Annotated in this window: 26 protein-coding genes, 3 tRNA genes and 1 pseudogene; 16 read left to right on the forward strand and 14 right to left on the reverse strand. The window is 37.1% G+C overall.

Going from position 1 to position 23402, the window contains the following annotated elements; all coding sequences use genetic code 11:
• The first annotated feature begins 2 nt into the window (after positions 1 to 2).
• A complete protein-coding gene (locus C4F49_RS17290) occupies positions 3 to 1262 on the forward strand; it encodes a Glu/Leu/Phe/Val dehydrogenase dimerization domain-containing protein (protein WP_231388357.1) in 1260 nt (419 codons plus the stop codon).
• A gap of 77 nt (positions 1263 to 1339) precedes the next feature.
• Here the strand turns inward: C4F49_RS17290 and C4F49_RS17295 are convergent, their stop codons facing one another.
• From C4F49_RS17295 to C4F49_RS17310, 4 genes are all read right to left on the reverse strand, one after another.
• Positions 1340 to 1927 carry a hypothetical protein gene (locus C4F49_RS17295; RefSeq protein WP_196937085.1) on the reverse strand — a complete coding sequence of 196 codons (588 nt, stop codon included), beginning with the start codon at positions 1925 to 1927 and terminating at the stop codon, positions 1340 to 1342.
• Positions 1928 to 2019: 92 nt separating this feature from the next.
• On the reverse strand, positions 2020 to 2361 hold the full coding sequence (locus C4F49_RS17300) for a hypothetical protein (RefSeq protein ID WP_196937086.1): 342 nt from the start codon (positions 2359 to 2361) through the stop codon (positions 2020 to 2022).
• An 11-nt stretch (positions 2362 to 2372) separates the two neighbouring features.
• The gene (locus tag C4F49_RS17305) at positions 2373 to 2888 is read right to left on the reverse strand and encodes a hypothetical protein (RefSeq protein ID WP_196937087.1); all 516 of its coding nucleotides are present in this window, start codon (positions 2886 to 2888) and stop codon (positions 2373 to 2375) included.
• A 66-nt stretch (positions 2889 to 2954) separates the two neighbouring features.
• A complete protein-coding gene (locus C4F49_RS17310) occupies positions 2955 to 3575 on the reverse strand; it encodes an NAD(P)H-dependent oxidoreductase (protein ID WP_196937088.1) in 621 nt (206 codons plus the stop codon).
• A 187-nt stretch (positions 3576 to 3762) separates the two neighbouring features.
• On the opposite strand from C4F49_RS17310, the gene C4F49_RS17315 reads away from it, so the two are divergent.
• Complete coding sequence (locus tag C4F49_RS17315) at positions 3763 to 4611, forward strand: glycoside hydrolase family 25 protein (RefSeq protein WP_196937089.1); 849 nt, start codon at positions 3763 to 3765, stop codon at positions 4609 to 4611.
• Positions 4612 to 4644: 33 nt separating this feature from the next.
• Positions 4645 to 4944, forward strand: a complete 300-nt coding sequence (gene trxA / locus C4F49_RS17320; RefSeq protein ID WP_196937090.1) for a thioredoxin — start codon at positions 4645 to 4647, stop codon at positions 4942 to 4944.
• On the opposite strand, the gene C4F49_RS17325 is transcribed toward trxA, so the two are convergent.
• Together C4F49_RS17325 and C4F49_RS17330 are read right to left on the reverse strand one after the other, a co-directional pair.
• Complete coding sequence (locus tag C4F49_RS17325) at positions 4941 to 6266, reverse strand: hemolysin family protein (protein WP_196937091.1); 1326 nt, start codon at positions 6264 to 6266, stop codon at positions 4941 to 4943. The two genes, trxA and C4F49_RS17325, sit on opposite strands and share 4 nt — an antisense overlap.
• 88 nt (positions 6267 to 6354) lie before the next feature.
• A complete protein-coding gene (locus C4F49_RS17330; RefSeq protein ID WP_196937092.1) occupies positions 6355 to 7698 on the reverse strand; it encodes a Gfo/Idh/MocA family protein in 1344 nt (447 codons plus the stop codon).
• Between the two features lie 239 nt (positions 7699 to 7937).
• Between C4F49_RS17330 and C4F49_RS17335 the strand changes: the two genes are divergently transcribed.
• From C4F49_RS17335 to C4F49_RS17360, 6 genes are all read left to right on the forward strand, one after another.
• Entirely contained in the window at positions 7938 to 9050 is a 1113-nt protein-coding gene (locus C4F49_RS17335; protein WP_196937093.1) for a phosphotransferase enzyme family protein, read from the forward strand.
• A 15-nt stretch (positions 9051 to 9065) separates the two neighbouring features.
• The gene (locus C4F49_RS17340) at positions 9066 to 9710 is read left to right on the forward strand and encodes a carbohydrate-binding family 9-like protein (RefSeq protein WP_196937094.1); all 645 of its coding nucleotides are present in this window, start codon (positions 9066 to 9068) and stop codon (positions 9708 to 9710) included.
• A 272-nt stretch (positions 9711 to 9982) separates the two neighbouring features.
• Positions 9983 to 10573, forward strand: coding sequence for an outer membrane beta-barrel protein (locus tag C4F49_RS17345; RefSeq protein WP_196937095.1), 591 nt, complete (start codon positions 9983 to 9985; stop codon positions 10571 to 10573).
• Between the two features lie 165 nt (positions 10574 to 10738).
• On the forward strand, positions 10739 to 11329 hold the full coding sequence (locus C4F49_RS17350; RefSeq protein WP_196937096.1) for an outer membrane beta-barrel protein: 591 nt from the start codon (positions 10739 to 10741) through the stop codon (positions 11327 to 11329).
• Between the two features lie 68 nt (positions 11330 to 11397).
• On the forward strand, positions 11398 to 11805 hold the full coding sequence (locus tag C4F49_RS17355) for a hypothetical protein (protein WP_196937097.1): 408 nt from the start codon (positions 11398 to 11400) through the stop codon (positions 11803 to 11805).
• Positions 11789 to 12013, forward strand: coding sequence for a hypothetical protein (locus C4F49_RS17360; protein ID WP_196937098.1), 225 nt, complete (start codon positions 11789 to 11791; stop codon positions 12011 to 12013). The genes C4F49_RS17355 and C4F49_RS17360 overlap by 17 nt, the downstream gene beginning before the upstream one ends.
• A 149-nt stretch (positions 12014 to 12162) precedes the next feature.
• On the opposite strand, the gene C4F49_RS17365 is transcribed toward C4F49_RS17360, so the two are convergent.
• The 3 genes from C4F49_RS17365 to pdxH are packed head-to-tail and all read right to left on the reverse strand — an operon-like array spanning position 12163 to position 14496.
• On the reverse strand, positions 12163 to 13350 hold the full coding sequence (locus C4F49_RS17365) for an NADH-quinone oxidoreductase subunit D (protein WP_196937099.1): 1188 nt from the start codon (positions 13348 to 13350) through the stop codon (positions 12163 to 12165).
• Positions 13347 to 13838: an NADH-quinone oxidoreductase subunit C gene (locus C4F49_RS17370; RefSeq protein ID WP_196937100.1), complete on the reverse strand. Its 492-nt coding sequence runs from the start codon at positions 13836 to 13838 to the stop codon at positions 13347 to 13349. Before C4F49_RS17370 ends, C4F49_RS17365 begins: the two co-directional genes overlap by 4 nt.
• A 1-nt stretch (position 13839) precedes the next feature.
• Positions 13840 to 14496: a pyridoxamine 5'-phosphate oxidase gene (pdxH, locus tag C4F49_RS17375; RefSeq protein ID WP_196937101.1), complete on the reverse strand. Its 657-nt coding sequence runs from the start codon at positions 14494 to 14496 to the stop codon at positions 13840 to 13842.
• A 121-nt stretch (positions 14497 to 14617) separates the two neighbouring features.
• Between pdxH and C4F49_RS17380 the strand changes: the two genes are divergently transcribed.
• Positions 14618 to 15184 (forward strand): YqgE/AlgH family protein, encoded by a 567-nt coding sequence (locus C4F49_RS17380; RefSeq protein ID WP_196937102.1) that lies wholly within the window; start codon positions 14618 to 14620, stop codon positions 15182 to 15184.
• Positions 15185 to 15257: 73 nt separating this feature from the next.
• Here C4F49_RS17380 and C4F49_RS17385 read toward each other — a convergent pair.
• A tRNA-Arg gene (locus C4F49_RS17385) sits at positions 15258 to 15331 on the reverse strand.
• Between the two features lie 178 nt (positions 15332 to 15509).
• Here C4F49_RS17385 and C4F49_RS17390 point away from each other — a divergent pair.
• The 4 genes from C4F49_RS17390 (at position 15510) to C4F49_RS17405 (ending at position 18504) form a co-directional block, all read left to right on the forward strand.
• Entirely contained in the window at positions 15510 to 16034 is a 525-nt protein-coding gene (locus tag C4F49_RS17390; RefSeq protein ID WP_196937103.1) for a YceI family protein, read from the forward strand.
• 92 nt (positions 16035 to 16126) lie between these two features.
• Positions 16127 to 16211, forward strand: a tRNA-Ser gene (locus tag C4F49_RS17395).
• Positions 16212 to 16963: 752 nt separating this feature from the next.
• Positions 16964 to 17048: transfer RNA gene (locus C4F49_RS17400), tRNA-Ser, on the forward strand.
• 439 nt (positions 17049 to 17487) lie between these two features.
• Positions 17488 to 18504, forward strand: coding sequence for a hypothetical protein (locus C4F49_RS17405; RefSeq protein ID WP_196937104.1), 1017 nt, complete (start codon positions 17488 to 17490; stop codon positions 18502 to 18504).
• A gap of 155 nt (positions 18505 to 18659) precedes the next feature.
• Here the strand turns inward: C4F49_RS17405 and C4F49_RS17410 are convergent, their stop codons facing one another.
• Together C4F49_RS17410 and C4F49_RS17415 are read right to left on the reverse strand one after the other, a co-directional pair.
• Entirely contained in the window at positions 18660 to 18911 is a 252-nt protein-coding gene (locus C4F49_RS17410; RefSeq protein WP_196937105.1) for a hypothetical protein, read from the reverse strand.
• Between the two features lie 266 nt (positions 18912 to 19177).
• Positions 19178 to 19417, reverse strand: coding sequence for a hypothetical protein (locus tag C4F49_RS17415; protein ID WP_196937106.1), 240 nt, complete (start codon positions 19415 to 19417; stop codon positions 19178 to 19180).
• Between the two features lie 612 nt (positions 19418 to 20029).
• Between C4F49_RS17415 and dcm the strand changes: the two are divergent.
• Together dcm and C4F49_RS17430 are read left to right on the forward strand one after the other, a co-directional pair.
• Positions 20030 to 20926: pseudogene (gene dcm / locus C4F49_RS17420) on the forward strand (DNA (cytosine-5-)-methyltransferase).
• A 130-nt stretch (positions 20927 to 21056) separates the two neighbouring features.
• A complete protein-coding gene (locus C4F49_RS17430; RefSeq protein WP_196937108.1) occupies positions 21057 to 21536 on the forward strand; it encodes a very short patch repair endonuclease in 480 nt (159 codons plus the stop codon).
• 223 nt (positions 21537 to 21759) lie between these two features.
• Here the strand turns inward: C4F49_RS17430 and C4F49_RS17435 are convergent, their stop codons facing one another.
• Together C4F49_RS17435 and C4F49_RS17440 are read right to left on the reverse strand one after the other, a co-directional pair.
• Positions 21760 to 22317 (reverse strand): hypothetical protein, encoded by a 558-nt coding sequence (locus C4F49_RS17435; RefSeq protein WP_196937109.1) that lies wholly within the window; start codon positions 22315 to 22317, stop codon positions 21760 to 21762.
• A 268-nt stretch (positions 22318 to 22585) separates the two neighbouring features.
• A complete protein-coding gene (locus C4F49_RS17440; RefSeq protein WP_196937110.1) occupies positions 22586 to 23230 on the reverse strand; it encodes a hypothetical protein in 645 nt (214 codons plus the stop codon).
• Between the last annotated feature and the right edge of the window lie 172 nt (positions 23231 to 23402).

Consider the following 23402-nt stretch of genomic DNA (forward strand, 5'->3'; position numbering starts at 1 on the left):
CTATGGAAGCAATCGCTTTGGATTCTTCGCTGAAGATGAAAGAATTACTGAAAAAATTTGAGTTAAAACGTCCTGAATTAGTATTTGAATGGAAAGATAACGAAACCGAAGCCGAAGGCTGGGTGGTCATCAATTCGCTTCGTGGCGGTGCCGCAGGCGGCGGAACACGCATGCGCCTAGGCTTAGATAAGAACGAAGTCGAATCACTTGCTAAAACCATGGAAGTAAAATTTACGGTTTCAGGCCCCGCAATTGGCGGTGCGAAATCGGGAATAAATTTTGACCCATCCGACCCACGCAAACAAGAAGTACTCGACCGCTGGTTTAAGGTTGTCACTCCACTGTTGAAAAATTATTATGGTACAGGCGGCGATTTGAATATCGATGAAATCCATGATGTAATTCCGATTACGGAGCGTTATGGATTGTGGCATCCTCAGGAAGGCGTGTTAAATGGACATTTGAATGTGCGCGAGAGCGAACGGATTCATCAAATCGGACAGCTGCGCTATGGCGTCTCAAAAGTTTTGGAAGACGCAAGTTATTCACCAGACCTGAAGCGCAAATATAAAGTCGCTGACATGATTACCGGATACGGTGTTTCCGAATCGATAAAACATTACTACCGCCTGTTTGATGGCTCTTGTCGGGGAAAAAGAGCCATTATTCAAGGTTGGGGAAACGTAGCGGCTTCAGCAGCATTCTATTTGGCAAGACTAGGTGTGCAGATTGTGGGGATAATAGACCGTGCTGGCGGATTGATCAATGAAAAAGGTTTTTCAGAAGAAGAAATCATCAAGTTATTTTTAGATAGAAATGGAAATGAATTGCTGGCAGAAAACATGCTTTCTTTTGAAGATATTCAGCAACAAATATGGAAAGTAGGTGCGCAGATATTCGTTCCCGCAGCAGCTTCTCGATTGGTATCCAAAGCACAAATAGAGCTTATGCTGGAAAATGGTTTGGAAGTTATTTCCTCTGGAGCGAATGTCCCTTTTGCAGACAAAGAAATCTTCTATGGACCAGTAATGGAATTTGCAGACGAACATGTATCGGTCATACCTGATTTTATCGCAAACTGTGGCATGGCTCGTGTCTTTGCCTATCTGATGCAATCAGATATAGAAATCAGCGACGAAGCGATTTTCGAGGATGTTTCAAACGTTATTTTTGAAGCTTTGCAGAAAATACGCGCTCGCTCATCTCAAAAGACAGCGATATCATCCAGAGCATATGAAATTGCATTAAAGCAATTGCTTTAAACTTACCAAATACAAAACGGGCTTCATTTTTAAATGAATCCCGTTTTTTTAAATTAGTGAAGTTAAAGGAAAGCGAATTAATTAACCCTCTTTTCAATAGCGCCTTTTTCGTCTATGTAATAGTGAACGATATCTGTCTGTTTTAGGAATTGAGTTTTTACGGCGATGTTGTAATCCTCATCGATAGTAAATGAGGTGTATTCGATTTCCGAATAATTTTCGGGTTCATACCATTTGCCTTCGGCGTAAAAACCTGAAACAACTGCGTTATTTTTAACAGTCACCAACATGTAGCGGTACGGAAAATCACCGCAATCCTGCGGAATCAAAAATAGTTTTACGTCTCCTTTTTGTGGGAATGGAAGATAACGAACTACATCTTCCCCACAATTGTAATTTTCTAAACCTTTAATTTCATCCGACTTCATCGTTTTGTATTCCACGGTTTCTGGGTCAAGCCTCGAATTGTATAGAAACTTTTTAGCCTGTGAGACAGCTTCCTTAAGCGTGTCTTGTATCACGATATTAGAATCAGTTTCTTCAACGTCCGTAGCATTTCCGATTTCTGCAGAAAGATTTGTCGATTCGTTTTGGTCTTGTGCGTTTCCGCAACCCAAAACGATGGAGAATAAAATTGGAGCTAGTAAAACTTTTATCAGATTCATAATCGGTTTGGTTATATCTGTTTTAAAATTAATCAAAAACCAAACAACCAGCCTATTCGGATGGTTGTTTGTCGTTTTTTTAGATTATTGTATTAAGGATTCAGTTGATGGACTAGGATATAGTTCTCTTTCGCATCATTCTGAAAACCCTCGCCCACTACGGTAATGGTTTCTCCGACTTCATGCCGTTTAAACGTTCCGTTAAATTTCTGCATGTTCACGATGCTGATTGTAGCGATGTACGTTTTCCCTTCGCTTGTCACCAAGGTGGCCATGTAGCCATCTTTTCCGTTTTCGATATTTGTTATTCTTCCGGTAACCGTTTGGATACTATCTTTCGAATCGACTGCATCGCTAGTCTTTTTTGTTGTGGAACAGCTATAGCAGATAAACAACAAAAGAGACGCACATAAAATATATTTTAAATTCTTCATCGATAAAAAGATTAATTGCTAGTTTTTTCAAGAATTAGTCCATCCGAGAAATTTAAGTTTTCCGGATTTTTGAACACAAATTTACCATTGCTTTCCTCGACATCGCCGTAACCTTCAACCAATCCATTTCCCACTTTTTTGAAAGCGACTTGACGAACCGATGTTACCCCTTCCGATTTGAAGGTATAATCAGCAAACAATATGGAATCTTTAAATTCTCCCTGAATTTTCCCAATGTTTGCATCTTTTTCTTTTAATCGATATACCAAATCCCCCACAATCATGTTGTTCGTGTCACATATTGACAAGTGAATTGTGTCTCCATTCTTCGCGTAGTCATAATTTTGCGTCTCCGCAGTAGAAAGGCTAGCTTCAGAAGCTACCTCGGTACTTGCCGACTCTTTCGGCTTTTGTTCATTACATGAAAAGAACAAACCCGTAATTAAAAAATAACTGGCTATTTTGCTGATTTGATTTTGCATAGTGTCGGTTGTTTTAGTGTATGGATTAAACAGTACTAATTTCATTCCAAAAAACAATTTTACACAAAAGATTAATAAAACAAGTGCATTATTCCCTAAAAGATATCAAGCCTACAGGCCAATTGCCGACTCTTGCAACTCCTTTAAAAATACATGCTCCAAGTGTTTCGTATACAATTCCATATCCCGAGTGACGTCTGCATTTTTCTCCACGTCGTGAAAACTGAAACTTTCTAACTTTTCTAAAGACACAAAAGCATTCATCCGATGAAATCCAAACAAAGGACCATCATCGACGCTAGTTTCCATAAAAAATTCTCCAGGTAATGTAAACGCCGTTATTGGCGCATTCCAACTTGTTGTCACCATGTATTTTCTTCCTTGAAGCATTCCGCCGGTTCCGTAATTCAAATCTGGATTTGCCGAACGTCTGCCATCGCTGAAATAAATTCCTTTTTGGTGTCCTGCCGTAAAGACTTTGTCAATGTATTCTTTGAATTTAAACGGAACCTGAAACCACCATACCGGTGTATGATAAATGATGTAATCCGCCCAAACGTAATTCTCTACTTCTTGAATTTCATCATAGCCATTTTGTACATACGTTACCCGAATTTCAACATCTTCGAATTGTTCAAAAAACTTAACCGTTGTATCCGTAATTGTTTGATTGAATAATCCACCTGAATGATTGAAATCTTGCCCTGCATTGATTATAAATATATTTTTCATCTTATTAAATTTTAAACCATGACAAAAGTAAAGGGTTTTATAGCATTAGTAAAATAACCATAATAATGATTTCATATCAGAATAATAATACAATAACTTCTATTCAATTGAAGGAGATTTGCGAAATAGTCTAGTTTTGAAATAATTTTTTGCGCATGCTGAAATTATGTAGTAATTTCATTTCCGAATGAAAAAGCCTGTTTCTAGAGTCAGAAAAAAGAGTCCGACAAAAAAGGAAAATCTGAACGTTTATTTATTCTTAAGCATTTTAATTCCAGTCTTTATACTGATTTTGGCATTTTCATGGTACCATCGCGTTGCCATCAAAACATTTTTTATTTCTACGTTCTCAAAATCTGCTCCGAGCGAAGTCGATAACAAAAGCCATGAGATAAGAAATGTGGAGCTTATGAAAAGGCACGCCGATAAAATTTTCGGAATTGACATTTCCCAATACCAAGGAGAGATACGATGGAACGAAGTCAACACCATTCATTCTGATTTTCCGATTGATTTTATTTTTATCCGTGCTACGATGGGCGAAAAAAATGTGGACAAGAAATTTAAGAGCAATTGGAAAAGTGCGTCTTCCAGAGCTAAGCTCCGTGGCGCCTATCATTATTTTCGACCGAATGAAAACTCGGTAAAACAAGCTAGAAATTTTATTAAGCAGGTTAAATTAAGCCCGGGCGACCTTCCTCCTGTTTTGGATATTGAAGAACATCCGCGCAATCAGCCAATGGACAGCCTCAAAATGGGATTGAAACGCTGGTTGGATTTGGTGGAAAAACATTACAACATTAAACCAATTGTCTATTCGGGAGATAAATATTATTCTGATTTTTTGGAAAAGGAATTTTCGGAATACACGTTATGGATAGCGAACTATAACTTTTGGATAGAAACACCAAAAAATCATTGGAATTTCTGGCAGTTTTCTGAAAACGGTTCGGTGGATGGCATTAATGGAAATGTTGACCTCAACTTATTTGACGGAACAATTGAAGAGCTCGAGTCACTTTGTCTACCCTATTAAAAAACCGAAATCACATTTAATTGTTAACTAACTATGGCAAGTTTTCAAGATATCATCACAAAAAACAATTTGGTGCTCGTAGATTTTTCTGCGACATGGTGCGGACCCTGTCAAGCATTAGCTCCAATCTTAACAGAAGTGAAACATCATTTCGATGAAAAATTAAGTGTCATCAAGATTGACGTGGACAAAAACCAAACTTTGTCTTCACAATATCGCGTCCAAGGCGTACCTACTTTAATTTTATTTAAAGACGGACAGCAAGTGTGGAGACAAAGCGGTGTTTTACAAAAGCAAGAGTTGATTGCTATTGTTAATCAGCACGGAAATTAATCCGTAAACTCTTTATTGTCATCAGCATCTTCAGGAGGCAAAGTCATGCAGACTTTGTCAATGCGGTTTCCGTCCATATCCAATACTTCGAATTTGTATCCGCGGTAATTGATGGTTTCACCTTCGACGGGAACCCGGTCAAGCAGTAAAAATACTAAGCCGGCTACGGTTGTGACGTTGCGTATCTGCTCTTGTTCGGAGTCAGATAATGAAATATTAAATGAGACAAAGAAATCATCCAGCTGATAACGGCCATCGATAATAAATGTCCCATCCTCTCTCCTACGGATATTGCTATTCGTAGTTTGTTTGGTCGTTTCATTTCCTCCAACAATTCCCGAAACTAAATCTTTCAGCGTGATAATTCCCTGTGGCGTTCCATACTCATCAATAACAACGGCTTGCAGAGCGGTCGAATTGCGAAACATTTCCATCACGGAATAGGCATAGCTATTTTCATTCACGAAAGGAATCGGCTGAATCAATTTCTCTAAATTGAATTCATCTTTCGTTAAATATTGTTTTAAAAGCGTTTTCACATGTACCACACCTTTGATGTTATCAAAATTCCCATCACAGACAGGATATTCGGTGTGCTCATTTTCCAAAATCAACGCCCTATTTTCTTCGAATGTATTTTCTAAATCCAAATAGGTAATATCACTGCGGTGAGTCATCAGGTTGATTGCCTTTTTATCGCCGAAAGTTAACATCCGGTCAATCATATCGTGCTCATAATCTTCGATAATTCCACTATCAACTCCTTCGTCCATTAACGCTTTAATTTCTTCTTCGGTAACGGTGTTTTTAGAAGTTTTAATGTTCAATAATTTCACGATAAAATCCGTCGAAGCGCTCAATAACCAAACGAATGGTTTCATGATTTTGCTCAGCAAAGTCATCGGATAAGCGATTAACATGGCATAAGTTTCTGGAATCGCCATACCGATGCGTTTCGGCACCAATTCTCCAATAACCAATGAGAAATACGTGATGACCAATACAACTAAAGCAACAGAAATCTGAGCGCTATAGGGTGCCAGCAACGGAATTTCATTTAGCACAGTTGCCAAATAGGTTGAAATCGAGCCACCGCTAAAAAAACCGGTTAAAATACCGATTAACGTAATTCCAATTTGAACTGTAGAAAGAAAGTTATTTGGGTTTGACTTTAGGTCGAGTGCTAATTCTGCAGATTTATTATTTTTATCACTTTCAGCTTGAAGCCTTGCTTTGCGACTCGAAACGATTGCAATTTCTGAAGCCGATAAAATACCATTTAATATAATTAATAATAAGATTATAAGAATCTCTGTAGCCATAAAGGATAAAAAAAATTTGATTTACTGTAAATGTAATAAAAAAAGGCATCTGTTGGGATGCCTTTTTTTATCTATGTGTCAATAATTACTAAAAACCGCTATCGTCTAACATAAAGGTATTCTTTTTTGTTTTCCATTTCCCACGAGTGAAATCAGGAAATTCAATTGTTTTATTTCCTTTCTCGATAGATTCTGTCGATAATGAAAATACGGCACTCATTGTAACAGAATCGTACACATCAATTGGCGTTTGGCGCTTTTGTTTCACCGCTTGGATAAATCCGTTGAACACGAACCAATCCATACCTCCATGGCCCGAACCCGTCGCTAATTCTTCATATTTTTTCCAGACCGGATGGTCGTATTTTTTAACCCAATCATCCACTTTATCCCATTGATGAGGTTTCGATTGGCCTTCGATATGAATTCCATTAGCGACATCCATCCACAAACCTTCTGTTCCCTGAACGCGGAAACCAATCGAATACGGACGTGGCAAATGCGTATCATGAGTCAATAAAACGGTCTCCCCATTTGCACACTGAATCATTGTTTGGTTTATATCTCCATTTTTATAATTCAGCTTGGCATTTTTATGTCCCGGAGATTTTTTCTCAACATACGCCGCCAATCCTCGAGCTTTGCTTGAATAGGTCGTCAAATGCGTAAAACGATTTCCTGCATTGATATCTGCAAAAGGCATAACTGGACCTAATCCGTGCGTTGGATATAAATCACCGGCGCGATCAATATTGTATTGTGTACGCCACTGTGCCTCGGAAAGTGCATTCGGCCCAAACTCAACTCCATTTCCGATATAGCTTTTTCCGTCGTTGAACAACACTTCGCGCAAATCATGCTGATATCCGCCTTCCAAATGCAAAATCTCTCCGAACAATTTTTGGCGATGCATATTCAATACAGCAAGAACGTCTCTGCGGTAACATACATTCTCCAAAGTCATATAAGGAACCTTTGTTTTTTCGTAGGTATCGACGATTTCCCAATGGTCTTTTGTGGTTATTCCGGCAATCACTTCACAACCGACATACACGCCAGCTTTCATCGCATCGATTGCTTGTGGCTTATGAAATTCCCACGGAGTCGAAATAATCACAGCATCCAATTTTTCCGTCTCGAGCATTTTTTTATACGCATCTAAACCACCCGTATATTCTTTAGGCAATTTCACACCTTTTTTGTCAAATTGTTTACGACATTCTGTCAAGGATTGAGCTTGTGTATCACAAATAGCAACGATTTCAACATCGTCTCTATTTAATGCGATAAACACATGATTTCTCCCGCGCAAACCAACGCCGATAAACCCCAAACGAACCTTGCCGCCCTGCGCAAATAATTCGGTTGGCGACACCATCATAGCTCCTGCAGTTGCTGCCGCGCCACTCAAAATAAAATTTCTTCTATTCATAATTGATTGAAAATTTTTATATAACTTCAGGTTAAGGCTAAAGTTACTATTTTTATGTATTTCTTATTTACTGGTTAATATTACAAATAGTATTTGACAAAATTTCATTTTAACAGCTGAAAATCAGTAAAATTTTCAACGCAAACGTTTGTTTGAAAATAATATTTTATTAATTCACAAGATATATTGATATTGCGTCCTTTACAAGAGAAACTAATTTTTGCTATTTATAAATTCTAATGATAGATACTCATTTCAATAAAATCAACCCTCCTGCCAACCAGTTTAAACTTAATGGTCACGTTGTTTCCATAGTCCCTTTCGGTTCTGGACATATAAATGATACGTTCAAAGTGCAGACCGATTCCGATGAAAAAAATGCTTATTTACTTCAAAAAATTAACCACCAGATTTTTCAGGATGTCGATGGATTAATGAACAACATTAAAGAAGTTTGCAAGCACATCAAGTCAAAGCTTTCACACTTGAATGCCGAAGAGGTAGAAAAACATTCGATGACATTAATCGAAACGAAAAATGGAGAAAGTTTTTGCAAAGATGAAGAAGGCAACTATTGGCGTGTATTTAAACTTATAGAAAACACCAAAAGCTACGATATCGTCGAAACCCCGGCTCAAGCTTTCTCAGGCGGAAAGGCTTTTGGGCAGTTTCAGAAGCAGTTGTCTGATTTACCTGCTGAAAAATTAACAGAAATACTCCCAAATTTCCATAACATTGACTTTAGGCTCGGCAATCTGAAAGAGGCGATAGCGAAAAACGAAGCAAACCGTGTAGGTCAAGTCGAAGATTTACTAAGCTATATTTCTAATCGCGAATCAAAAATGCGTACGATTTTAGAAATGGGAAATCGCGGTGAATTGCCAGTCCGCATTACTCATAACGATACAAAATTTAACAACGTACTGCTTGATGAGGATGACAAAGTTCAATGTGTAATCGATTTGGACACGGTTATGCCTGGATACATTGCTTACGATTTTGGAGATGCGATTCGTACAATCATAAATTCCGCCGCCGAAGATGAGGCTGATTTGGATAACATAAAATTAAATATTCCTTTATTCCAAGCTTATGCGGAGGGTTATTTGAGTGAAGCGAAAGATTTCCTGACAGAAAATGAGTTAGAGACCTTATTGCATGGCGTATATTTATTGCCTTATATGCAAGCGGTGAGATTTTTGACGGATTATCTAAACGGCGATACGTATTATAAGGTGCATTATAGCGACCACAATCTTGTTCGGACAAAATCCCAATTAAAACTTGTTGATGAACTGGAGAAACACCATGAAGAATTAAAGTTAATTTTGCACGATAGCATTTCCGTTTAATTAGATAAGTCGACGATGAATACTAGCTTAGAAGTACAATTATTAGATAGCGAGTTTGCGCTGCAGGATTATTTCGCATATCAAAACCTCCTTTCGGCAGTAGATTGGAATGCGCTGAATATTGCGAACTGGGAAGCGCTATATCCAGACAGACCGAAAGTAGATTTTCAGATTGCGCATAATAATAAAGCGATTGTACTCCATTATACGGTCGAAGAACAGTTTATCAAAGCTCAGTACGTTCGCCCAAATGAAGCCGTCTGGGAAGATAGCTGTGTGGAGTTTTTTATTTCATTTGATAATAAAGAACATTACTATAACCTTGAATTTAATCCATTAGGAACTGGCTTAATCGGCTACGGAACATCTGACAAGCAAAACAGAAAAAGATTATCAGCAGAAGACATACGGACCGTAGAAACTTTCACAAGCGTAACGAGTACGTTATCAGCCAAAAGATGGTCGATGGTTTTAGTTATTCCCCTATCTGTTTTCAGCCAATCGAGTATTGACTCCCTCTCGGGGAATGAATTCCATGCTAATTTTTATAAATGTGGTGACAATTTACCGAATCCACACTTTATTTCATGGACAAAAATTGACAATGGCACGCCAAATTTTCATCTACCAGAATATTTTGGCAGTATAGTTTTCAAATAAGTCAGAAAGTCAAATTGAACTAATTACCTTGTAGTTAAAGAAATAAATTGAATTTCATTTCAATGTCATAACTTATTATGTCATTTTATTTTACAATCAATATACTTACAATCAGACTATTAAATAAAATAATTTAATGTTTTTGTCAATTTGACGTGAATAAACATTCATTTTCTAGGAATCCATCATTTTAAATATAATTTACTTTTGGCACAGGAATTGAATAGACTAACTTAATTAATTAAAAAGTCAAAAATTAAAATTTTAAAAACATGAAAAAAATTTTACTTACACTAACAGCAGTTGCTGGAATCACATTCGCTTCACAAGCACAAACAGAAGCAGGTAAAACAATGATAGGTGGCGGTGTTTCTTTCGAAACTCAATCAGTTAAAGATTCAGATTATAAAAACAACTCATTTTCTATTTTACCACAAGTTGGTTTCTTCGTAGCAGATAACATCGCTGTTGGTGCTCGTTTAGGTTACGCTTGGAGTGAAGAAAAAGAGTCTTCTGACGATAAATTTGCTACTAGTGAATTTGTTGTAGCACCTTTTGGACGTATCTACCAAGGTGACGGACAAGTTAAATTCTTCGGACAATTATCAGCTCCAATGTCATGGGGAACTGTTAAAGAAGATGGCGACAAAACTGCAACAACAGCTAATTACGGTGTTGCATTAGCGCCAGGTATTGCTTACTTCCCAACTGAGAAAATCGGGATCGAATTATCAGTAAGAGGTTTATATTTTGAATCTCAAACTTCAAAAAATGAAGCTACGGACGCTAAAAGAACTGTAAACAACTTTGGCTTAAATGTAAACTCATTAGCGCCTACTTTAGGAGTACAATTCCACTTCTAAGAATTAGAAATAATTTTATTGAAAGGCTTCCCTCGGGAAGCCTTTTTTATTGATTTTTTTGAACGTGGTATTATTTCAAGCGGATGAATATTAACATCAATTTAACTAAAAGATTAACTTAATGTTATTATATTGCAAAAATATTAACTTCTAAAAAATTTAGATATGAAAAAATTTTTACTCACAATTACAGCGATTGCTGGAATTACTTTCGCATCGCAGGCACAAACAGAAGCTGGAAAAACAATGATTGGTGGAAGTATTCGCTTTTCGACCACTTCTGAGAAAGATTCCGATGAAAAGGAAAACTCATTTAGCATTGAGCCTCAAATTGGTTACTTCGTAGCAAATAACATTGCAGTTGGGACTAGAATAGGCTATGGATGGAGCAAAGATGAATCAGGCTCTGGTCAAGAGACAATTAACAATTCGTTTTCTGTATCGCCATTCGGTCGTATTTATCAAGGAGGCGGTCCTGTTAAATTTTTCGGTCAGTTGTCAATTCCCATTTCATGGCGTAAAGCAAAACTAAACGATGATGAAGTTGGAACAAACTCGAGTTATGGTGTCGCGCTTTCTCCTGGCCTTGCTTACTTCCCAACTGAAAGGATTGGAATAGAATTCTCAGTAACAGGATTATATTTTAACAGTACTAAGCACGAAAGCGACGTTTTTGACAATAATTGGACTAGGAATGACTTCGGTTTGAACGTCAATTCGCAAACTCCGAGCATAGGAGTACAATTCCACTTCTAATAGCTTCATATTATTCGGGATAAAACAATCCTCAACTTACTCATACTTTTAAAATTATCATAAATTACGTGAAAACAATTTTATTGACACTATCGCTCCTCGCTGGAATCATATTTACGACGCAAGCTCAGACAGAAGCAGGTAAAATAATAGTCGGCGGTAGAATTAACATTAACACATCGAAAATCAAGGATTCAGAGGATAAAAATAACGGTTTCTCGATTTTACCTCAAGTTGGATTCTTCGTCGCAAATAACATAGCAATCGGAGCACAAATTGGATATTCTTGGGGTGACGCAAGGACATCTTTAACCTTTGATGAATACAGCATTCTCTTACCTGACATCAGCAATAGCACTTTTGTAGCAACTCCATTTGGTCGCCTATATACAGGTGATGGTTCTCTGAAGTTTTTTGGACAACTATCTGCTCCTTTGCTTTTCGGAAGTTTTGAAGTTGATGGAGAAAAAAATTGATTCTTATAAAAGTTTCGGCGTCGCGCTTGCTCCAGGCTTGGCTTATTTCCCTACTCCAAAAATCGGCATCGAATTATCTGTTAGAGGCTTGTACTTTGACTCTGCAACTAGTAAAGAGGAATCAAACGGTGAAAGAACCACCACTGCTAATTTTGGATTAGACGTTAGCTCTTTAGCGCCATCGGTAGGTGTATCATTCCATTTTTAAGTAGAGTATCATAAAAAAAGCTTGCAACAAAATCTGCTGCAAGCTTTTATTAACCAATTATAAACTTAAATTATGAGACTACAAAGGTAATCGTAAACTTAATTTAATCCTTTTCTTTCCTGTAACTTTTTTGTGTTACAACAAACATTTTATCGATCTACCTCTCCAAGCACAATGTCTATTGAACCCAAAATTGCAATTAGATCAGCAATCAGAACACCTTTCCCTAATTCCGGAAGTACTGACAAATTATTAAAACTCGGACCTCTGGCTTTCACGCGCTTTGGAATATCTGTGCGGTCTTGCGTTGCAAAATAAAAACCAAGTTCTCCCTTCGGATTTTCAGCCCTGACATAATAATCTTGTGCTTTTAAATTCACTTTTTTGGGAACCAATGCCCGTGGATCAAATTCAGGACTACGTTTGAAATCTTTGCTTAACCGATCGATGCATTGTTCGATAATCCGCAAAGATTCTTTGATTTCATCTACACGAACTTTGTAGCGATCCCAGCAATCCCCCAACTGCCCCATTTCACCATTCCCAACAGGAATATCAAATTCCAATTCTGGATAAACTGAATAGCCATCAATCCGGCGCAAATCCCATTTTATTCCTGAAGCACGCAACATCGGGCCACTGCATCCATAATTTATTGCTAAATCTGCTGGAAGCACCCCAATATTTGCAGTCCGTGAAATAAAAATCTGATTGGTAGATAATAACTCGTCAAGCTCTTTTAATTTGGGCTTGAAATATTGAACGAATTCAGTACAGCGCTCTTCAAATCCGACGGGAAGATCATAAAATAATCCGCCAATCCAAATGTAATTGTACAGCATCCGCGACCCCGAAGCCCATTCCAGCATATTCATAATATGCTCCCGGTCTCGAAAACACCACATAAATGGCGTAAATGCGCCAATGTCAATTCCGTAAGTACCGATTGCAATTAGATGAGATGCAATTCGGTTCAGCTCGCATACCAAAATGCGGATATACTCCACCCGTTTTGGGATTTTAGCACCCAAACCGAGCATTCGCTCCACTCCCATCACATACGCATGGCTGTTGTTCATCGAAGCCAAATAGTCTAACCGATCAGTAAATGGAATCGTTTTGGTGAAATTCACAGACTCCGCATGCTTATCAAAACAGCGATGCAAGTAACCCATATGTGGAATTACTTCCTTGACAATTTCACCATCCGTAATTAATTCTAAGCGCAAAACTCCATGCGTTGATGGATGTTGTGGTCCCATATTAATTACCATTTCCTGCGAAGTAATACCCGAAATTTTTTCCTGATATCTCGCTAAAGCATCATTGTATTTCATTTGACAGGTATTTCGTGATAATATTCTGGATCAGTGTAATTTTTTCGCAATGGAAAGCCCTCCCAATCATCTGGCATTAGAATTCTTCTCAAATCTGGATGGTTGACAAAGAAAACTCCCATAAGGTCATAGGCTTCCCGCTCATGCCATTCTGCTGTTTTCCAAACTTTTGAGACAGAATTCAGTTCAGGCAAAACATCTTCCGTTTCAGGTTTGTCCACCTGAACTTTCAATGTTAACTGCGTTTGGTAAGGAATAGAAGCTAAATGATAAACAACAATAAATTTTCCATTTTCAGAATCATCCACAGCAGTCACATTCGAAAGGAAATCAAAATAAAATTGTTCAGAATCTCTTAGATAAAAACAGACATTTTCCATCTGATCTTTCGCAATGTACAATGCAGGTTGCAGACCTTCCAATTGGGTATCTTCGATAACTTCAAGACCGAAAACTTCGATCAGTGCAATCTTTACTTTTTCAATCATGTTAAGGAGCTAAACGTTTAATAAGCCAATTGGCTTGATCCCTTAATTCATACACTATGCGGTCATGCAAGCGACTGCTTCTACCCTGCCAGAATTCAACTAATGTCGGCTCTACCAGATAGCCACCCCAGAATTCAGGTCTTGGGATAATTTCAAGATCCGAAAATTCATTTGTAACTAAATCCACTTTTGCTTCCAATTCTTCCCGATTGACAATTACCTGGCTTTGAGGCGATGCAATTGCACCGATACGGCTTCCTCGAGGTCTGGAAGAAAAATATTCGTCCGAATCTGAAGAGGGCAACTTGCTAACGACCCCTTCTATACGTACTTGGCGTTGAAGTTCTTGCCAGAAAAACAGCAAACTTACTTTCGGATTCTCTAGCATATCTTCGGCTTTCCGGCTTTCGTAATTTGTAAAAAAGCTAAAGCCATTATCTTTAATATCTTTGAGCAACACAACTCTGGATGAAGGCGATTGAAATTGATTTACGGTACTTAACACCATCGCGTTTGGTTCTTTCACCTCTGCAGAAATGGCTTCTGAAAACCATTTCTTAAATTGAAAAATAGGATTTTCAAGCACATCATTTTCCAAAAGATATCCTTTAGAATATTCTTCACGAATCGCGGCTATTTCTTTATGTTGAATGGACATAGTGTATCTGAATCTTTCAAATTTAGCCAAAAAAAGATTCTTTATGTACTATTCTCGTAAAACTTCAAGATTTTAAGTAAGAAATTCTTAACTTAAACTATTATTTATCAATATTTCGATTATGTTCAATGACTCAAATCCCCAAACAGGCAGCTTGTTAATTTCAGAACCTTTTATGCTGGATCCGAACTTCGAGCGCTCGGTATTGTTGCTTTGCGAACATAATGAACTCGATGGAACTTTTGGCGTTATTTTAAACCATAAATCTACCGCATTGATATCTCTGCAGCACGATGAAATTGAACCCATCAGTTTTCCTTTGTTCACTGGCGGGCCTGTTCAGACGGAAGACCTGTTTTTTATCCATCGAGCAAATGATCGCATTCCGGGAGGAAAGTTAGTCTATGATGATATTTATTTTGGTGGTGACTTTCAGGTGCTTATCGAATTGATTAAGAATGAAGAGCTATTGCCTGACGAGATAAAATTTTTCAAGGGCTATTCGGGCTGGCAGCCGAATCAGCTAGAAAGTGAGTTGCAAGAAAATAGCTGGGCAGTACACAACCATTTTAAAAGCGATCTTCCATTCTTCGATGACGGCGAAAACCTCTGGAAGCAAGCTCTAATCGACTTGGGCCCGAAATATGCACATGTCGTAAATTTCCCTAAGTCTCCGAATATGAATTAGCAAAAAAGGCAGAAAAATCAATCCTTTGGATAAAACAAAAAAGCCTCCTATTTTGCAATAAGAAGCTTTGATGTACGCCCATTAGGATTCGAACCTAAGACCTACGGTTTAGAAAACCGTTGCTCTATCCAGCTGAGCTATGAGCGCATTTGTTGGTGATGCAAAAGTAGAAAATTACTGCATTATTCCAAAATATTTAAAACAAAATAGCATAAAAATTATTTTTATTTCTTGATGTATGTTAACGGCCAGACCTAAATCATCAAGTACCTTTGCAGTACAAAGAAACAAACAATCTGATACAAACACATTTAATAAAAAAAATATGGCAACATTTAATTTAGACAAAGCGCACAGCGAATTAGAATTTAAAGTAAGACACATGATGATTTCATCTGTGAAAGGGTTATTTGGAGATTTCGATATCGAATTGACTTCTGACTCGGAGAAATTAAGCGGCGCTCAAATCGACGTAACGATCCAAACCGCTTCAATCAACACAAAAAATGAACAACGCGATCAGCATTTAAAGAGCGCTGATTTCTTCGACGTAGCTGGTTTTCCTGAAATCACATTTAAATCGACTTCAATTGACGAAAAATCAGATACTGATTTCGTAGTTAAAGGTGATTTAACGATTAAAGGCATTACTAAGCCTATCGAATTTGATGTAGAATGTGGTGGTGCGGGAAAAGACCCATGGGGCAATATTAAAGTCGGATATACAATCAATGGTAAGTTAAACCGTGAGGATTTTGGATTGACGTGGAACGCAGCTTTGGAAACAGGCGGTGTTATGGTCAGCAATGAAGTGAAATTTTCAGGAGAAATACAGTTTGCAAAAAGCTAAATATCAGCTTAGTTAGCTATTAAAGGCTATTTGTTAAGAAATTATTATCAAATAAAATTTGGAGATAAGGCTAATATTTGTACTTTTGTCGCGGAGAGCTGGCAGAGTGGTCGAATGCGGCAGTCTTGAAAACTGTTGACTGTCACAGGTCCGGGGGTTCGAATCCCTCGCTCTCCGCTTAACAAAAGCAACCTTTTTAGGTTGCTTTTGTTGTTTTACCTATATCCGCATTTATCAAAAGCATAGAATCCGGGGTTCGATCCGAAGGAGGTTCAAGGATGTGTTGGGGGATTGAGCGACTGAACCAATCCCTCGCTCTCCACATAACAAGAGGCTGTATCAAAAGTAAAATTGAAGTTGGCTTTACAAAATAAAATTTCGCCATCAGATTAAGGTGACTGTTTACAAAGAAAAAACGGACAATTTTCACATCGAAAATTGCCCGTTTTACTAACTTTAATCATTTGCTCAAAACTTAATTTGGCAAAAGATGTTCAAAATTGATTTATGATACAGCCTCTTGTTGTTTTACCTATATATGCATTTATCCAGAACAGGGTCCGGGGTTCGATCCGAAGGAGGTTCAAGGATGAGCTGGGGGATTGAGCCACTGGACCAATCCCACGCTCTCCGCTTAATAAAAGCAACCTTTTTAGGTTGCTTTTATTGTTTTAACTATATCCGCATTTATCCAGAACAGAGTCCGGGGTTCGTCCGAAAGAGGTTCAAGGATGTGCTGGGGGAATGAGCGACTGAACCAATCCCTAGCTGTCTATATACTATTTTAAAGCAAGCTCTCAATAAGTTTTTCTCTCCCTCAAATCATGATTTTTTAGAAATTTTAAAAATATACCCTTGAACATTAAGTCATTCCACAATTAGAATAAAATAGATTTTGTAATAAAACCGCATTTATCTACTTTTGTCGCGGAGAGCTGGCAGAGTGGTCGAATGCGGCAGTCTTGAAAACTGTTGACTGTCACAGGTCCGGGGGTTCGAATCCCTCGCTCTCCGCTTAATAAAAGCAACCTTTTTAGGTTGCTTTTGTTGTTTTACCTATTCCCCATTTATCCAAAGCACAGAGTCCGGGGTTCGATCCGAAGGAGGTTCTAGGATGTGCTGGGGGATTGAGCGACTGAACCAATCCCTCGCTCTCCGCTTAACAAAAGCAACCTTTTTAGGTTGCTTTTGTTGTTTTACCTATATCCCCATTTATTCAGGACAGAGTCCGGGGTTCGATCCGAAGGAGGTTCAAGGATGCGCTGGGGATTGAGCGACTGAACCAATCCCTCGCTCTCCGCTTAATAAAAGCAACCTTTTTAGGTTGCTTTTGTTGTTTAGTACATCTTATTTTGATTAAAGAAAATTTTTTCGCGATGATCAAAAAATACCTCTATTTAGGTATTTTTTCTTCTACAATCCTTATTTAATTTAGCTTCAAATTAATCTTTTTATGAGCAAGACCAGAATATTTTCATTTATAGCAATTTGGCTGTTGCCACTTCAAACCGTAGTTGCTCAAGACGCATTAAAAGATGCTGAAAAGACGCTAAAAGAGCTAGCTAATTTGCTTCTTGAGGGAACTGTTTGGTCATCTGACCTGAAATTTGCTATGGTAGACTATAATATGGGCTTGAGCAATGAAGTACAGCTTATAGGAGATCATATTTTGAACGGAGAGGGAACTATTTATTTTGTAAATGATTCTAAACTAGATTACAAATTCAAAGATAATTTTTACGAATTTTCCGCTAAGAACAAGGAAGCTTCTATTACTGATCAAGATGGAAACGTAACTAAATCAACGGTTCTATTTAAAGTGGAAGATATAAATAAAGACCAAGCAGATAGTTTGGTATTACTATTTCAAAAACTTTACGATAAATTACAAATAGTTAGCAAAGAAAACTCACAAAAAGAAGCCTTAAAGGCTGAGGCGGAAGCAACATTACTGGAAAAGAAAAATACAGATAAAAAGGTATTCTATCAAACGATAAAAACACTTAACACAGAAAAACACTTTATCAGAATCCCAATTCCAAACACCCCCAATAAAGGGTTTAAATCGTACACTTTTTTCGACAATCCTTTGGAACTAAATGGAAACTTTTATTCTGGATTTAGATTTACACCTGATATAGATGGATATTTATATTGGTACTTCAAAAAAATAGAGGGGGAACGCGGAGATTTTTACATAGTAAATGTAGATAAAAATGTAGATGATTCCGCTTTGCCATACCTGTCGAGAATGGCATTCCACAAAGACGAGAATGGGAAATTATCTTGGATCATTCAAAAATCAAACGAAATGCTGAAGAAAGGCAATACATATATCCTCTGGTTCGTATCTGACACCAAAATACCTGCATACAGCAAAAACATATCTATTCAAATGGAAACCACAGCAGATGCCAAACTTAGCGAGTATTTCAAAGATCACTTTAAGTCAACCCTTTACGACTATTAGGAAATTTTTATGGCCAGAAAATAAATTTCAAGATCTTTAACTGCGCCAGATCTGATTGAAAACGTTTAGCTATAAATAAAATTTTGAAGGTTTTTTTATTGGCAAAAAGGTCTGAGGTTTCTCCGACAATAGAAAACAAAAAACCAAATAGGTTTTTATTGATATTCTTTTAACTTTTTAATTAGCATTTCGTAAGTCGCCATATCAGCGGCTTGACAATAGAAATTGGAGGCATCCATCATAGTTTCGCCATTCAACTTAGTGCCTTGAGGTACAATATATTCATGGTCAATTATGTATGTAAATGTTTTACGACTAATACATCCAGCGAAATCATAGGTCCATAATTCCTGCAAAATCCATTGTTTGACATTCGCTAAATCCAATATCTCGTCTGAATAGAACATTTTCTTAGCGATAAACATCGATTTTATATCGGGCTTAAATCGCATTAAAACAAAAAAATCACACCGTGTTATTTTGCCATTTTTTAAATCCGGAATATATTGTCCGTCCTTATTCCAATCATCGCACTCAAGCAGTAGTAAGTTAGAAAAAAACGCAGCCGATTTAATATTTATTTTTTTCCCATTAGCAATTAAATCGCAATCGTCCCAAATCAGTTCACCATGGATTCCAAAATCGGGTTCACTAACTTTGATTCCATCAGATTTTATAGGTCGACAAGAACAATTTCGGCAAGTTTACCTTGAAACGTATTGCAGAACTTTTCTCCTCTTTTTCTCGAAATTTTTCCTCCTGTACGATGGCTTCGATGATGACCTTTGCCATAAATCATCTGATAAGCAAAGTCAATAGCCTGCAGAAGCTGCTCTTCGGTGGTCTGAACAGTGGCAAACTCCTTTCGATGAGTTATTCGATAAGAATCGCCTTGCTTATCTAGTTTGTTCATAATTAATTCAGTTTTTCGGAATTCTTTGCAATATCGATTAGCATAAATCTTTTTGTTCCGCTCGATCAGAACTACAAAAATTCGATACAGAACTAATCTAAACGAAAGTTCTGTTTGAGCAATTTAAAGTTATTTCCAGCTAGTCAAACCTTATCCAAAATTTTAACAAAAAACCACATAACCAAGTGGTTAAACTTAATTAATACACTAATTTAAGGCAAGATAATTTGTCTAGCAAATCAGTCGTGCTAAATCGCTATATTTGGTCGGAATACAAGGTTTCAGATGGCAGTAAAAAGTACAATTCATAAATTTTCAATTGAAGAATTAATCAAAAAAAAGCATCAAAGCAAAAAGGAACAGCTAGACATACATGATGCTTACCTAACTCACTCGTTTGATGTTGAAAACGAAAAAAAATTTCAAAACAAAGCTAGTGAATACGCCAATGCACTAATCGATGTACAATTTGAGAACGAGAATAGCAAGCGTCCTCAGAACATGAACACATTCGATTATTTTTCACCAATAAATGCTCCTTTCAAATCTAAAAGAAATCCTGACTTCAATTTTATCGATCTATTCGCTGGCGTTGGCGGCTTTAGGCTTGCTATGCAAAACATTGGTGGGAAAGCGGTGTCCTCGAGTGAATTTGAGCCCAATGCAAAGTTTACTTATGCAAGGAACTACGGTCAAGTCCCATTTGGCGATATCACCAAAGAGGAAATTAAGGATGCGATTCCAGCAAAATTTGATATTCTCTGTGGCGGATTTCCATGCCAGGCTTTTTCTATTGCAGGACATAGAAAAGGTTTTTCTGACACTAGAGGCAACCTATTTTTCGATATTGAAAAAATTGTCGCTACGCACAGACCTTCCGTCGTATTTCTTGAGAATGTAAAAAACCTATTAACCCATGATCATGGAAATACATTTCGGGTGATCAAAGAAATTCTTGAGGAAAAATTGAACTATGTCGTCAAAGAGCAAGTACTAAACTCTATGGTTCATGCCAATGTGCCTCAAAATCGAGAGCGTATTTTTATTGTTGCTTTCGATCCATCCCAAGTGCCGAATTATAGTCAATTTGAGTTCCCTACTCCTATTCCATTGACGAATACGATACATGATCTTTTAGAAAAAGGAAAAGTAGCGGATAAATATTATTACAGTAAAAGCCACATGTATTATCCAGAACTGGATAAGTCAATGACTTCAAAAGACACGCTGTACCAATGGCGCAGAATATATGTTCGCGAAAATAAAAGCAACGTTTGCCCTACCCTTACAGCGAATATGGGAGCTGGTGGGCATAATGTTCCCTTAGTCCGTGATGAATTCGGCATCCGAAAACTGACTCCTCGGGAATGTTTTTCTTTTCAGGGATATCCGTAAGATTTCATCCTATCGCCGATACTTTCTGACAGCAAACTATACATGCAGGCAGGCAACTCGGTGACAGTACCGTTAATTCAGCGTATAGCAGAAAATATAAAAAAAGTATTGTAAGCGATGACAGGAAAAATAAAGGACAATACGATAATCACTAGTTGATAGGTACAGCTATAAAGAACTATTTTTTTACCTTTTTTGAATTACAATAAACCAACTAGCGTTTTACTTGTTGTTTATCTAATCAATGAAAAACGAATACGATCAGGATAGCATTAAAGTTCCTCGCTTTGAGGAATCAGCAGGATTCTACACCAGTCCTGCGCGAAGATATACGATGTCTCGAATTAAAAATAAAAACACCAAGCCTGAAATACTGCTTCGCCGAGCACTATGGTCAAAAAATATCCGATTCCGCATACATGATAAATCACTTCCCGGAAATCCAGATGTTGTAATTAAAAAGTACGAACTTGCTATTTTTGTGGATGGAGAATTCTGGCATGGCTTTGATTGGAAGCAACGCAGGAATCAGATCAAATCCAACAGGCGCTATTGGATCCCTAAAATTGAACGAAATATGCAAAAAGATGAACTGACCAACAGAGCGCTCAGAAACATGGGCTATACGGTCTTTAGATTTTGGTCGCAGGATATTATTAAAAACCTCCCAAAAGTACTGAACCAAATCGATCTGTATTTAGAAACTCGAAAACTTTGGAGGTAATACCTTTTTTACCAAAACATCCAAATTATCCACTAAGCTCAAAAATGCTAGCGAGCAAAGTAGCATTTAGTAACCGAATTCTTCAAAGTTTGCCTTTTCCATTTCAACCCAGCTTGACCAATATGATTTTCCCGTAGAACCAGCTCCAAGGGGATCAATTGTATAGAAATCGGGAATAATTTCAAATCGCTTTCTTGTTGCTGACTCGCTTAAAATCTGATAATTAAGAAATTATTTTTCCGTCGAAGTCAAATTTATATTTCCTGTTTTCGAAATCAGTTGCTAGGATATAATCGTCATTGATTACAAGGTCAGGATTACCGTCCAGAGTTGTAAATATATCTGCACCACTTTGTTGCCAAAGGATTTTTCCATCTTTGTCAAGTCGTGAAATCTCAAGTTCACCATGAATGATATAACTGTCTTTGTATTTGTAAATTGCAAAACAAGTCACTTCGTCGGCTTTTGTCCTCCATAGCAAACTCAAGTCGGGAATAGACAAACAAAAAACGCTATCCGAACAACAGACTAAAAGTCTGTCATTTTCGATAATTGTTGACTTAGCATGAATGCCAGTCGAACCACCGCTGGAACCGATTACGGTACTTTTTATTAAGTGATCATATTGAAAGGTTCTTATCCCGAAAATCGACGATAGTTTATAATCCGATTTGTCAGAGTAAACAAAGTCATATAGATAAACATTGTCAGGTGGATTGCCTGTAAAAGTCTCGTCGGCAAAAATGTCGATGCGAAATCTCTCTGTCGTGTAGCGTTTCATTTTAATGAATTCAAATTTGGCAATCTTGTAATTCAGTTATTTTAGAGTAAATAGTTATCCATGTGTATTAGACTTGTTAACCTATTATTCAAGGGCTATTTTTTATTCTATTTCAAAATAATTAAACATTGCTTTTCGTGGCAAAATTTTCCTATTTTTCCTTTTACAAAAAACGAATATTTATTTTCGTAGACAGTTATACATCTAGAATTAATAGAATTTTGATTTCTGAACAGTGCCTAAATAATTAATAAAAGCATGCTGACACCTATTCAATAAATCCAGTTCTCTTATTCGATTTATCTTTTAGTTTATGTAATTCATTTTTCGTAATCCATAAGCCGTTACCGACTGTATCGGTCAGACTTTCGTATCGTACGAAGTCAAAATGATTTTCATCTTCGGTTTTGATAACAGCAAATTGATAATGGTAGTCGTTAAGTATAGAAGTTCTAACATTATCAAAATAAATCGTATCATTTTGTATGTAATATTTTCCCGTTGATTCCATTACACCGAAGCAAACATTACGTTCTTTAAAAGTAAAATCATCTTTAAGTTTTAGCACAGTCTTACAATTTGCTACACTTTCTCTCTCCGCAATCAAAAGATTGTCAGCTTCAAATTTTTCAAAGTCAATCAGCCCATAAGGCCTAAAAAAAACGACTATGAGCACAGTAGTTAAAAATCCGCTATACAACAGTCTTGATTTGTCAGCAAATTTCTCTTTTAGCAAAAAGAAAAACTGGATAAGCAGTTCCGCCGCAAGAAATAAATAAACAATGAATAACAACAAAAAAACAGGAAATGCAAAAAGCCCAAGTTTTCCTTCCCAATAGTAAGATGTATTTACTAGTAGAAAGAAAATAATTGCGATTTTAAAAAGTCCTTTACTTTTCCAGTTTATCTTCATCGCTAATGCTTCTGGTTGGTAAATGTTGGCGTATAACAGCGTTGTTCCTTATGAGAATTTACAATAAAATTCTTTACATATTTTAACTGTCGTCTATTTATTTCCATTCTATTTAGCTTTTAAGAAAACTGACACACTAAACAAAAGAGCTTCAGGTCAGTCAGATTCACAG

The sequence above is a fragment of the Sphingobacterium hungaricum genome (assembly GCF_015210005.1).
In the GTDB taxonomy this organism is placed as follows: Bacteria; Bacteroidota; Bacteroidia; order Sphingobacteriales; family Sphingobacteriaceae; genus Sphingobacterium; species Sphingobacterium hungaricum.